This is a genomic window from Bradyrhizobium sp. Leaf396 (assembly GCF_001424605.1).
Lineage (GTDB): Bacteria > Pseudomonadota > Alphaproteobacteria > Rhizobiales > Xanthobacteraceae > Bradyrhizobium > Bradyrhizobium japonicum_C.
In genome coordinates this window covers 263,390-275,796 of sequence record NZ_LMQJ01000012.1, presented here as the reverse complement: position 1 = coordinate 275,796, position 12,407 = coordinate 263,390, and the positions used below count along the sequence as shown (strand labels likewise).

The following is a 12,407-nucleotide window of genomic DNA, read 5'->3' as shown; positions in this document are numbered from 1 at the left end:
CACATTCCGGATGCGACAAAGTCGTGAGTCCGGAATGAGCGCGGTGGACTCACCGATAACAATGGAAGCGGTGATGTCGGTCGTAATATCCACGACAGCCGCGGCGGGAATGACGGTGGGGAATACCGAGCACCCCCTCGACTGCGCCGACTGCGCCGCCGACGCCTGCCCCGACGACGCCACCGACTGCGCCGCCCACGGGACCCCCAATGCGATTACCCTCATAGGCGCCCTCCCGGGCGCCGCGCACGATGCCCTGGGCATGGCCCGCCTGCGGCAGCGACAACAGCGCGAGCACGAGAGCGACGGCTGCGAACAGCAGGCGGACGGGCGAACCGGCCGGCAGCGCGGCGACATGGGCTTTGTTCATGTTCATTCCAGGGTCTGTGAGGTGCTTGGCGGCATGCGCCGGTGCAGGGTGAACACGATCAACGTTCGACGCGGTGGAATGGTTGCGGCTTTTGTGACGAATTGTCGGCGTCGTGAGCGCAGGCCCGGATCGCGAAAATGTCAGCGCCGCCGCACTCTCACGCCACAAGGCGGGCTTGCTTACATCAGGCGTCGCGTTAACGATGGGCGGCCAGGTCGCTGGAACGAAAGCCGGATTGCAGGCATATTGCACGCCGGCGACGGAGAGCCGCGGCGCCTAGCGTGAACAGGCCGGAGGCCAGGACTCGATGCGTTTCCAGATGCGTACCTTTTTCATCGCTTTCTCCACAGTGCTGGTTTTGGGCACGGGCACCGCGCAGGCCAAGGTCGAGATCACCGTCGACAAGGACAATCAGCAGATGATCGTCGCGGTCGACGGCGTCGCGCGTTATCGCTGGCCGGTCTCAACCGGCGTCCCCTCGCGCGAGACGCCGAACGGATCGTTCCGCGCCTTTCGTATGGAAGAGGATCACTACTCCAAGGAATTCGACGACGCCCCGATGCCGCACGCGATCTTCTTCACCAAGGTCGGGCACGCCATCCATGGCACCGACTCGGTCGGGCGGCTCGGCTCGCCGGCCTCCCATGGCTGCGTTAGGCTGTCGCGCCAGAATGCCTCGGCGCTCTATGCGCTGGTTCAGCAGCAGGGTGTGCTCAACACCACGGTGACGTTGACGGGCTCGGCGCAGGTGGCGATGGCGCGCAATCCGCGTGGCCGCAATGCCACGACAATGGCCCGCGCACCGCAACCCGCTGAAGAGCAGTACGCAACCACCGGCGATCCCGTGAATCTGACGCCGCCGGCGCAGCCCGCGCGCCGCTACATGCCGCAGGACGATAATTACATCTATCCGGCAGACGGCAGCGACACCGGCGCGCGATATCCGGCGCCGCGCTCGGCCGGCCGGCCGCTCTATGACGCGCAAGTCTATCAGCAGCAGCCGCGACCCTATTACGATCAGGGCTACGGCCAGCAAGGTTACTATTATCAACCTCAGCCCCGGCAGTACTATCAGCCGCGCGGCTATTACTATCAGAATTGACGCGACCGCCATCAACCGCCGTTGCGGGCCGAGGCACCATGCCGTCGCGTGCCACGACCATTCTGATTGCGCTCTGGGTGTTGATGGCGGGACCGGCCATGGGATCTGATGCGACCTTCGACATCGAGGCGCATCGCGGCGGTCGGGCGCTGTTGCCGGAAAATTCCCTGCCCGCCTTCGCCAACGCATTGTCGATGGGCGTGGACACGCTGGAGCTCGACGTCGGCGTGACTGCCGATGGCGAGGTCATCGTCTCGCATGAGCGCGGGCTCAATCCCGATCTCTCACGGAGGCCCGACGGGACCTACATCACTCCGCCCGGGACGCCCTTCGTGAAATTGCGGCTCGACGAGGTCAGGACCTATGACGTCGGCCAGATTCGGCCGGACAGTGCCTACGCTAAACAATTCCCGAGCCAGCGGGCCGTGCCGGGGACGCGCATTCCCACCTTGCGCGAGCTGTTCGCGCTGGTGCGCAAGTCCGGCAACACAAAGGTGCGCTTCAACATCGAGACCAAGATCGATCCGAACCGTCCGGATGAAACGCTTGGTCCGCAAGATTTCGTCGCGAAGCTGCTTGGCGTGATCGAGAGCGAGGGATTCTCCGAGCGCGTCATGATCCAGTCGTTCGACTGGCGAACCCTGCTTGTCGTCCAGCAGCAGGCGCCGAACATCCCGACCGCATACCTGACGATCCAGCGCGGCTCGAGCCAGACCGTGACACGCGACAGGGCGACGAACTGGACGGCGGACTTCAATCCGTCCGATCACGGCGGCTCGCTCCCACGGACGATCAAGGCTGCGGGCGGCGCGATCTGGTCGCCTCATTTCGGCGATGTCACCGCCGCGCTGATCTCAGAGGCGCACGAACTCGGATTGCGCGTCGTGGTCTGGACGGTGAACAAGCGCGAGGACATGACGCGCATGATCGAGCTCGGCGTCGACGGGATCATCTCGGACAGCCCGGACCTGTTGCGCCAAGTCGCCGGCGCGAGGGGCATTGCGCTGCCGGCGGGGACGCCTGTGGAGCCGTAGAAACGCGCTCCTGCGTCCGGAACGCCCCTACTCCCCGTTCTTCCAACGCCGATACAACGCGCCCAGGATGTTGGAATAGTCATCCGTCCAGACCCGAGCCCTGTCGTCGGCTTCGGTCTGTTCCCATTGCTTGGAGGACGCGAGCTTGCCGATGTCGGCCTCCTCGCGGGCGGAGATGACGACGTCGGTCGAGAAGATGTAGTCGGAATCGCGACCCGAATCCTCGTTGAAGACCCAGCTCTTGAGGTCATTGGCGTCGGCAATGCCGACCACGACGGTCTCGAGATCGAGATGCCGGTTGGAGACGTGCATCACCACCGCCCCATGCGGTGCGAGCTTGTCCTTGTAGATCTTCATCGCCTCCTCGGTCGCGAGGTGAATGGGGATCGCGTCGGATGAATAGGCATCGACGATGACGAGGTCGTAGGCGCCGTCCGGCTCCTTGGCGAAGGTGAGCCGCGCATCGCCGATCACGGGCTTCATGTCCGGCATGCAGCTCGGTATGTAGCGGAAATTCCTGGGGTCGCGCGCCGCATCGACCATGGACTGGTCGATCTCGAAGAAGGTCCAGCTCTCTCCCGGCTCGGCCGCGCAGGCGAGCGTGCCCGAGCCGACGCCGATCGCGGCGACCTTGAGCGGCGCGCCCTTGCGCTCGCGGATCGCGCTGACGGCCTGACCGATGCCGCCGTCTTGGTGATAATAGGTGATCGGCTCGGGCCGGCCGACGACCGGCGTGCCGTCATTGTTGCGGAAGCGCTCGGCACCGTGGATGGTGGTGCCGTGCATCAGCACATGGAAATAGCCGCCGGGCGTCACCACGATCTTGTGCACGCCGAAGAAGCTGCGCACCGTCGTGACGCGGCCTTCGTCTGCGGGATAAACGCGGATCAACACCAGCGCGAGCGCGACGGTGGCGAAGATCTTCCAGCGGTCGGCGTTGAGGACCAGCGCGAGCAGCGCGGCCAGAACGCCGATGGCTCCGGCGACCCAGACGCGATGATCTTCGAACCAGGTCGTGAGGTCGCCTGTCGTATAGGAGGGAGCCACGAGCGCCACCGCGAGCACGGCGAGCGCCAGCCAGTACCATCTGGCGATGCCCGCAAGGCGTTCGTTCGCGGACGGACGGCACAGCGCGGCGAGCGCGATCAGGATCGGGTATTCGGCGATCCACGAGAAGGTGTAGGGCGCAACGAGCCCGGCAAACAAGCCGCCGACCATGCCGCCAAACGACAGCGCGACATAGAAGCCGGTGAGATATCTGGCCGCCGGCCTGGTCCGTGCCAGTTCGCCATGGCAGGCCATCGCGATCACGAAGAAGCAGAGTTGGTGCCCGCCGAGCGTCAGCAGCAGATTCTGCTCGCCGCCATAGGCCAGCAGAAGCACCACGCCGGCGATCGCGACCGGCTGGAGCATCAGCATCCATTTGTGCGGCAACAACGGCCGCGACTGGAACACGACGACCCATGTCAGCAGATACAGTGACAGCGGCAGCACCCAGAGCAGCGGCGCCGCGGCGACGTCGGTGGAGATGTGCGCGGTCACCGCGATGAGCAGGCCGGAGGGTACCGCCGCGAGGAAGATCCAGCGCAGTCGCGTCGAAAGGCTGGGCGCCGGCGCGTCCACGTCCTCGGCCCGCGCATCCACCGCCAATGCCAGCTTCGGGGAACGCAAGAGCAGCACGCCGCAGGCACCGATCAGCAGGATCAGGAGGCCGTAACCCGCGGTCCAGAACCGGTTCTGCATCTGCAACGTGAACATCGGCTCCAGCAGGAAGGGATAGGACAGCAGCGCGAGGAAGCTGCCGATGTTGGAGGAGGCATAGAGGAAATAGGGGTCGTGCGCGGCGGGGTGGCCGGTGCGGACGAACCAGGCCTGCAGCAGCGGATTGTTGGCGGCGAGCGCGAAGAACGGCAACCCGATCGAGACCACGAACAGGCCGAGCAGCCAGAACGCATAGCCCGTAGCGGGCGGCTCGCCATAGGCGGATGCGATGCCGAGCGGCAGCATGACGAAAGCCGCGATCAGCAGCACCAGATGCACCGCCACAGGAACGACGCGGTTTCTGACCTGCATCAGCAGATGCGCATAGGCATAGCCCGCGAGCAGCAGCGACTGGAAGAACACCATCGCCACCGACCACACCGCCGGCGAGCCGCCGAGCCGCGGCAGCACCATCTTCGTGAACAGCGGCTGCACCGAAAACAGCAGCAGCGCGCTGACGAAGATCGCGGCCGTGTAGACCGCCAGCAACAGCCGGTTGCGCGACGAGGACGGCAGCTCCGTGGCGGCGGGTTGCACGATGGAATCCATGGAAGCTCCGGCTCGAACCCCGGCGGGCGCCGGACCGCGCGCAATGGAGCACACCGTACCGCAACGGGCAATAAAGTGTGGCGCGATGTTGCAGCCGGAGATGCTTGATATTAGAGGGTCGTTCCGGACGGTGCGTAGCATCGAACCCGGAACCCCGAGATTCCGGGTTCTCGCTTCGCGAACTCCGGAACGACAGTCCACTGGCTCTTGCATCCTTCATGACAGAAACCGACGTCGTCATCATCGGCGCGGGCCATAACGGCCTCACCTGCGCGGCCTATCTCGCCAAGGCGGGCCTGCGGGTGCGCGTGGTCGAGCGCCGCAAAGTGGTCGGCGGCGCCGCCGTCACGGAGGAGTTTCATCCGGGATACCGCAATTCGGTTGCGGCCTACACCGTGAGCCTGCTCAATCCGCAGGTGATCCGCGACCTCAGGCTTGCCGAGCACGGCCTGCGCATCGTCGAGCGGCGCGCCCAGAATTTCCTTCCGGCGCCCGACGGCAGCTATCTCATCACCGGCGAGGGGCGGACGAAGGCTTCGGTCGCGCGGCTCAGCGCACATGATGCAGAGGCCCTCGACGGCTTCTCGCGCGAGCTGGAAGGCATCGCCGACGTGCTCAGGCAGTTCGTGCTGCGCGCGCCGCCGAACCTGCCCGAGGGTTTCGGCACGAGTGCGATCCGCGAGTCCGTGAACGCGTTGAAGACGGCCAATATCCTGCGCGGCCTGACGCTGGAACAGAGCCGGAGCCTGCTGGATCTCTTCACCCGTTCGGCCGGCGAAATGCTGGACGAGCGTTTCGAACATGATCTCGTGAAGGCGCTGTTCGGCTTCGATGCCATCGTCGGCAACTATGCCAGCCCCTATGCCGCCGGTTCGGCCTACGTCATGCTGCATCACGCCTTCGGCGAGGTGAACGGCAAGAAGGGCGTCTGGGGCCACGCCATCGGCGGCATGGGCGCGATCGCCCAGGCGATGGCGCGCGCGGCACGCGAGTGCGGCGCTGTGATCGACACCGATGCCGGCGTCCGCGAGGTCATCGTCGAGCGCGACCGCGCCGTCGGCGTCGTGCTGGAGAACGGCTCCGCCATCCGCGCCAAATATGTCGCCGCCAACGTCAATCCAAAGCTGCTCTACACGCACCTAGTCGCGACCAACGCGCTGCCTGCGGACTTCCTTGCTCGCATCCGGCACTGGAAGAACGGCTCCGGCACCTTCCGCATGAACGTGGCGCTGGACCACCTGCCTTCCTTTACGGCGTTGCCGGGCGAAGGCGATCATCTCTCTTCCGGCATCATCCTGGCGCCGAGCCTAGGCTACATGGACCGCGCCTGGCTCGATGCCCGTGCGCAAGGCTGGAGCCGTGAGCCCGTGGTCGAGATGCTGATCCCGTCCACGCTCGACGATACGCTGGCGCCCGAAGGCAAGCACGTCGCGAGCCTGTTCTGCCAGCACGTCGCGCCGCAGCTGCCGGATGGAACGTCCTGGGACGACCGTCGCGAAGAGGTCGCCGACCTCATGATCGCGACGGTGGACAAATACGCGCCGGGTTTTGCGGCGAGCGTGCTGGGTCGCCAGATCCTGTCCCCGCTCGATCTCGAACGGCAGTTTGGCCTGCTCGGAGGCGACATCTTCCACGGCGCGCTGACGTTGAACCAGCTGTTCTCGGCGCGACCGATGCTGGGCCACGCCGACTATCGCGGGCCGTTGAAGGGCCTCTACCATTGCGGCTCCGGCGCCCATCCCGGCGGCGGCGTCACCGGCGCGCCCGGCCATAACGCGGCGCGGGCGATCCTGCGAGATCACCGGTCGCTGTTCGGACGCCGTGGATAGGCCTGTGGATTGCTTGTGGGCTGGCTGTTGAAAGGCTGTGGTCGGGCAGAGGACGCCCGGCAATCCGGTCAGCGCCGATCCTGGGGAAGGCCAGTGGAAAATTGCGGGAAAAGCCGGTGGACAGAATGCCGGCAACGGGGCGGACAAGCTGTGGGAATCGGCAGAAACCCGCCGGGAAAGAACTCGCCCGCCAGGGGATTTCCCCTGGCGGGCGGTTGATCAGGAATAGCCTCAGAAGAAAAACTGCCCCCGCTGGGAAACGCAGGCGGAAATTACTTCAAGGAGGTGCTAATCGAAGTGAACTTCTCGTTCATGGTGGTGCCCAGGCTGTTCACCACGGTGATGATCGCCAGAGCGATACCTGCGGCAATCAGGCCGTATTCGATCGCGGTTGCACCGGACTCGTCCGACCAGAACTTTTGAACCATGCGCTTCAAGACTCGCCTCCGTTTCAATTCCAGGCTGTGCTAGCTGGATTCAACACCCGAGAATGTACGGGCAGCGACCTTCAGTCGAGTTAACCCGGGAACCGCAACTTGTCGGGAAAATCGGTACAAAAAGTTCCAAAAATTGAGCTCAACGGAACCCTGAATGCAGTCTTCTCCTACCCATCGCGCCAGCTTTTCGATCGGCAGCGAGGCCGACGCGAAGCGCGTCGTCGACGTGCTCACCGAGGTGTTTTTCGACGGCGATGCGGCGGTTGCCGCCTTCGAACGGCCGGACGGACAATGGGACGTCACGCTCCATTTCGCCGAGCCGCCGGATCAGGCGCGGCTGCGCGAACTCGTTGAAAATTCAGCAGGAAATGCAATCGCCGCGACGCTCGCCTTGGACACGATCGAGGCCAGGGACTGGGTCAAGGCCAGCCTGGAAGATCTCGTCCCGGTCCCGGCCGGGCGCTTCGTCGTGCACGGGAGCCATGACCGCGATCGCGTGGCGCCGAACAAGCTTGCCATCGAGATCGAAGCGGCCCTCGCCTTCGGCACCGGCCACCACGGCACGACGCGCGGCTGTTTACTTCTGCTTGACCATGTCCTGAAGAGTTCCAGGCCGCGGAACGTGCTGGACCTTGGCACCGGAACCGGCGTGCTGGCGATCGCCGCGGCCAAGGCGCTGCATCGTGCCGTGCTGGCCTCCGACATCGATCCCCCCTCGGTACGGGTCGCGGCCGAGAACGCGGCGCTGAACGAAGTTGGCAGCCTTGTGCGGGTGATCCGCGCCACCGGGTTTGCGGCGCCGGATTTTGCGCGGGCCGGTCCGTTCGACCTGGTGCTCGCCAACATCCTTGCCAATCCGCTGCGGCAATTGGCGAGCCCGATGGTGCGGCACCTCTCGCCCGGCGCCCGCGTCATCCTCTCCGGCCTGCTGACGCACCAGGCTCCCGCCGTGATCGCAGCCTACCGCGCGCGCGGCCTCGTCCCGTTGAGGCATCTGCGGATTGAGGAGTGGAGCAGCCTGTTGCTGAGGAAGGTGTCTTAGGTGGATCAGCCCTGCGATTGCGCGAAGCGCAATCGCCCCGCGTAACCACCACCTTGCTTTTCATACGGGTGGACGTTGCCGGGTCACACCTTCGGCGAACCTCCCGACGAAGTCTCAGCCGCCGCCTTGCTCCGGCGTCTCGTCGCGGCGCTTTGCACGCTCGTCCTGCAAGGCGCGCCTTGCGCGGCGCTCGGCGACACGGTCGATCATCTGGCTGATGAGGCCGCGTGGCTTCCGCGGTGCCGCCGCAGCCGGGGCGCCGCGCAACGGCGGTGAAATCTTCTCAAACGAAAACGCTGGCATCGTGTGTCCCCTCGCCGTTGAGATGAACCACTTGCTCAAATGTCCCTGTTATTCGGACGAAGCGCAACTGCCGCATCCTTTACTCCACTCTTCGAATGGAACTATTTCAAGCACAGTCCATGCCAGATGCGACGCAAATGCGACGAGATTGCGGATCGATCCCCATGATCCTAGAGTGTCCACATGTTCGAAGCACACTTCCAGACATTCGAGGAGCCGGAGGCGGGCGTCGCATTGACGGCCCGGCTCGCCGCGCTACGCGAAGAGCTCGCCCGGCGCAAGCTGACCGGCTTCGTCGTTCCGCGTGCAGATCAGCAGCAGAACGAATACGTGCCGCCGTCTGAAGAGCGGCTCGCCTGGCTGACCGGCTTTACAGGCTCGGCCGGGCTAGCGGTGGTGCTGCCGCAGGAAGCTGTAGTGTTCGTCGACGGCCGCTACACGCTTCAGGCCGCCAAGCAGGTCGATGCAACGGCCTGGACTGTCGAATCTTTGATCGACCCGCCGCCGGAAAGCTGGGTCGCGGCGCGTATGAAGGCCGGTGACCGCCTTGGATTTGATCCGTGGCTGCACACTTTTGCGGCAGCCGAGCGCCTGGCCGCTGCGTGCGCCAAGGCCGGCGCCGAGCTGGTCGCCGTCGACAGCAATCCCATCGACGCGATCTGGCCGGACCGGCCGCAGCCGCCTCTCGCCCCCGTCGCCATACACGGGATTGAACATGCCGGCGTCACCGAAGCGGAGAAGCTGACGCAGATCAGGGGCGAGATCGCCAGGCTCGGCGCCGATGCGCTGGTGCTGTCGGACAGCCACGCGGTGGCCTGGACGTTCAACATCCGCGGCGCCGACGTCGCCCATACGCCGCTGCCGCTGTCCTACGCACTGGTGCCGAAGGACGGCCGTCCCACCATCTTCATCGACCACCGCAAGCTCTCCAACCTGACGCGCGACCATCTCGAGCAATCCGCCGACGTGCGCGAGCCGGACGCGATGGCGCCGACGCTGATGGCGCTGGCCAAGGGCGGTGGATCGATCGCGCTCGACAACGCCACCGCGGCCGACGCGCTGAGCCGGTTGATCGCGGGCGCCGGCGGCAAGCCGCTGCGCGGCAGCGATCCGGTTGCTCTTCTCAAGGCTGTCAAGAACGCGACCGAGATCAAGGGAACCAAGACGGCTCACGTGCGCGACGCCGTGGCGCTGGCGCGCTTCCTCGCATGGATTGATCGCGAGGCCCCAAGCGGCAAGCTCACGGAGATCGACGCCGTCGAGGCACTGGAAACGTTCCGCCGCGATACCGGCGCGCTCAAGGACGTATCGTTTCCGACCATCTCCGGCACCGGCCCGAACGGCGCGATCGTGCACTACCGCGTCACCCGCAAGAGCAACCGGCGGATCGCGTCCGGCGACCTGCTGCTGATCGATTCCGGCGCGCAATACGAAGACGGCACGACCGACGTCACGCGCACCATGGCGGTCGGCGAGCCCACGGACGAGATGCGCGACCGCTTCACCCGCGTGCTGCGCGGCCATATCGCGATTGCGCGCGCGGTCTTCCCGGACGGCACCACGGGCGCGCAGCTCGACACGCTGGCGCGGCAATATCTCTGGGCTGTCGGCCTCGATTTCGAGCACGGCACCGGCCACGGCGTCGGCAGCTATCTCTCGGTGCATGAAGGACCGGCGCGGATCTCGAAACTGGGCACCACGCCGCTGAAACGCGGCATGATCCTCTCCAACGAGCCCGGCTATTACAAGACCGACGGCTTCGGCATTCGCATCGAGAATCTCGAGCTGGTCGTTGCCGCCGACATCGAGGGCGCCGAGAAGCCGATGAACGCGTTCGAGACGCTGACCCTGGCGCCGATCGATCGCCGTCTGATCGATGTGGCAATGCTGAGCCGCGATGAGCTCGACTGGCTCAATGGCTACCACGCACGCGTCCGGGCCGAGGTGCGGCCGGCGCTGGACGGGGCGACGAAGGCCTGGCTCGATCAGGCCACGGCGGAGCTGACGTAGCCTCGCGCATAGCCGCATTCCGAAACGTCGATGTTCGCAGCCTTGGCGATGCGGCTAGTGTCCGGTCATGCACGGCATGACCAGCAAGCCGCCGGAAGCGGCGCCCGACAGGAGTGTGGCGACGTCGCGCGTGGTGCTGTTGCTGCTGGTCGTCATGACCGGGATCGCGCCGATCTCGCTCTACATGCTGGTTCCGGCGCTGCCGGTGTTGGCGACGAATTTCGGCAGCGACATCTCGATCGCGCAGATGACTGTGTCGCTCTACATGGTCGGCATCGCGCTGTCGCAGTTGATCATGGGGCCGCTGTCCGACCGGTTCGGCCGGCGGCCGGTGCTGCTCGGAGGCCTGGCGCTGATGGTGGCGGCCAGCGTCGCGTGCATCTTCGCGCAAGACCTGCCTCAATTGATCGCCGCACGCTTCTTCCAGGCGCTGGGCGGCGCCGCCGGCATGGTGGTGAGCCGCGCCATCATCCGCGACATCTACGAGCGGGATCGCGTCGCCTCGATGATCAGCCTCGTGGTCGCAGCGCTGATGATCGGGCAGATGGTCTCGCCGCTCACCGGCGGCCTGATCGAGACCGCCTTCGGCTGGCGCGCGATCTTCTACGCCATCACCATCGCCGCGATCGTCGTCGCCGTCGGGATCGCGGTGGCGCTGCCCGAGACCCGCCGCAGCCGCGCTGCCGGCAGCGGCTTCCGTGGCGACGTCGGCGTCCTGATCAAGAGCCGCGCCTTCGTCGGCTATGTGATGTGCCAGGTGCTGGCGTCTCAGATCATCTTTACCTTCGCCGGCGGCGGCCCCTATATCGTCGTGACTCAGATGGACCGGAGCAGCGCCGAATATGGCGCCTGGTTCGCGACCACCGGACTTGCCTATCTCGTCGGCAATCTGCTCTGCGTGCGCTTTGCGCCGCGGCATTCGCTGGAGAGGCTGATCTGGCTGGGGCTTGGGCTCCAACTCTGTGGCAGCCTCTTGAATCTGCTCTGGAGCTTCATCGGCTGGAACGAAGCGCCCGCCTGGCTGTTCGGCACGCAGATGATCGTGATGGTCGGAAATGCCTTCGTGATGGCGAACTCCGCGGCCGGCGCGATCAGCATCCGCCCGGAAGCGGCCGGCACCGCCTCGGGTGCGATGGGATTCCTGCAGCAGGGCATCGGCGCGCTGATGTCGCAATTCGGCGCCTATCTCGGCGGCCACTCCGCAACGACGCTGCCGCTCACCTCGGCAGTTCTGGCGATCTCGCTGCTCTGCGCCTGCGTGATGATCTTCGTCGTTCCCCGCCGCGACATGGTGGTGAGCGAGAAGCTGATCGAGCAGGCGGAGGAGGAAGAGCGCGGCATGATTTGAGGGGGACGCCGGCTCCGGCAGCTTCGATCCAACATCCCGCTACCGCAACCATTACGCATGATCGTCGGTCGACGCTCGCCGCGGTTGACGAGGATCAATGCAAGCTGGCCGACCTTCGCCGAGCCTGACGGGGGTTCACGCAGGGAGGACGTCATGACCGAACGCCGCGCCGGCTACGACAGCAAAAGCGCAATCGATCCTCAAGACGTAGCCAACATGCTCGAGGCGATGAAGCAAATCGGTCTCGATATCTCCGTCCCCGCCGTCAACGAAGAAGCCCGGATCGGTAACGTCCTGTACGCCAGCGGCGGCTGCGACCCGCACGATTGCTCCGGCTTCAAGCCGGGAAGCTGCAGCGGCGTCACGTGCCCCACCAAGTCCAGCGCCTGTCCGACTGAATCGTGCTCGACGAAAGTCTGCGCCAACCATACGTGTCAAAGTGTGAGTTGCGAAAAAGTCTCCTGCAACAACTACCACCATTGGGAATCGCGGGCATCGACGCACGGCGCCTTGGTCGAAGCAATGTCCAGCCTGCCGGACGGATCCTGGTCGCAACTGTCGTCCCGTTCGCTCTCAGCACCCGATCGCGCGACCTGACGATTCCTGCCGGGGCGGCACAGCG

The 12,407-nt window shown here is 65.5% G+C and carries 11 protein-coding genes; 7 read left to right on the top strand and 4 right to left on the bottom strand.

Annotated features, from left to right (window positions below; all coding sequences use genetic code 11):
* Positions 1-49: 49 nt before the first annotated feature.
* Positions 50-370 (bottom strand): hypothetical protein, encoded by a 321-nt coding sequence (locus tag ASG57_RS14345; protein ID WP_024339566.1) that lies wholly within the window; start codon positions 368-370, stop codon positions 50-52.
* Between the two features lie 319 nt (positions 371-689).
* Between ASG57_RS14345 and ASG57_RS14340 the strand changes: the two genes are divergently transcribed.
* Entirely contained in the window at positions 690-1,472 is a 783-nt protein-coding gene (locus tag ASG57_RS14340; RefSeq protein ID WP_035698174.1) for a L,D-transpeptidase, read from the top strand.
* A 38-nt stretch (positions 1,473-1,510) separates the two neighbouring features.
* Entirely contained in the window at positions 1,511-2,506 is a 996-nt protein-coding gene (locus ASG57_RS14335) for a glycerophosphodiester phosphodiesterase (protein ID WP_057196584.1), read from the top strand.
* A gap of 27 nt (positions 2,507-2,533) precedes the next feature.
* Here the strand turns inward: ASG57_RS14335 and ASG57_RS14330 are convergent, their stop codons facing one another.
* The gene (locus tag ASG57_RS14330) at positions 2,534-4,816 is read right to left on the bottom strand and encodes a fused MFS/spermidine synthase (protein WP_057196583.1); all 2,283 of its coding nucleotides are present in this window, start codon (positions 4,814-4,816) and stop codon (positions 2,534-2,536) included.
* Positions 4,817-5,034: 218 nt separating this feature from the next.
* On the opposite strand from ASG57_RS14330, the gene ASG57_RS14325 reads away from it, so the two are divergent.
* The gene (locus ASG57_RS14325) at positions 5,035-6,645 is read left to right on the top strand and encodes a phytoene desaturase family protein (RefSeq protein WP_057196582.1); all 1,611 of its coding nucleotides are present in this window, start codon (positions 5,035-5,037) and stop codon (positions 6,643-6,645) included.
* Positions 6,646-6,917: 272 nt separating this feature from the next.
* Here the strand turns inward: ASG57_RS14325 and ASG57_RS14320 are convergent, their stop codons facing one another.
* Complete coding sequence (locus tag ASG57_RS14320; RefSeq protein ID WP_155248464.1) at positions 6,918-7,073, bottom strand: Flp family type IVb pilin; 156 nt, start codon at positions 7,071-7,073, stop codon at positions 6,918-6,920.
* Positions 7,074-7,236: 163 nt separating this feature from the next.
* On the opposite strand from ASG57_RS14320, the gene ASG57_RS14315 reads away from it, so the two are divergent.
* Positions 7,237-8,124: a 50S ribosomal protein L11 methyltransferase gene (locus tag ASG57_RS14315; RefSeq protein WP_057196581.1), complete on the top strand. Its 888-nt coding sequence runs from the start codon at positions 7,237-7,239 to the stop codon at positions 8,122-8,124.
* 114 nt (positions 8,125-8,238) lie between these two features.
* On the opposite strand, the gene ASG57_RS14310 is transcribed toward ASG57_RS14315, so the two are convergent.
* Entirely contained in the window at positions 8,239-8,427 is a 189-nt protein-coding gene (locus ASG57_RS14310; protein WP_024339559.1) for a hypothetical protein, read from the bottom strand.
* 183 nt (positions 8,428-8,610) lie between these two features.
* Between ASG57_RS14310 and ASG57_RS14305 the strand changes: the two genes are divergently transcribed.
* From ASG57_RS14305 to ASG57_RS14295, 3 genes are all read left to right on the top strand, one after another.
* A complete protein-coding gene (locus ASG57_RS14305) occupies positions 8,611-10,437 on the top strand; it encodes an aminopeptidase P family protein (protein WP_057196580.1) in 1,827 nt (608 codons plus the stop codon).
* A gap of 67 nt (positions 10,438-10,504) precedes the next feature.
* Positions 10,505-11,785 carry a multidrug effflux MFS transporter gene (locus ASG57_RS14300; RefSeq protein ID WP_057196579.1) on the top strand — a complete coding sequence of 427 codons (1,281 nt, stop codon included), beginning with the start codon at positions 10,505-10,507 and terminating at the stop codon, positions 11,783-11,785.
* Between the two features lie 153 nt (positions 11,786-11,938).
* Positions 11,939-12,382, top strand: a complete 444-nt coding sequence (locus tag ASG57_RS14295; RefSeq protein WP_155248452.1) for a hypothetical protein — start codon at positions 11,939-11,941, stop codon at positions 12,380-12,382.
* The last annotated feature ends 25 nt before the right edge of the window (positions 12,383-12,407 follow it).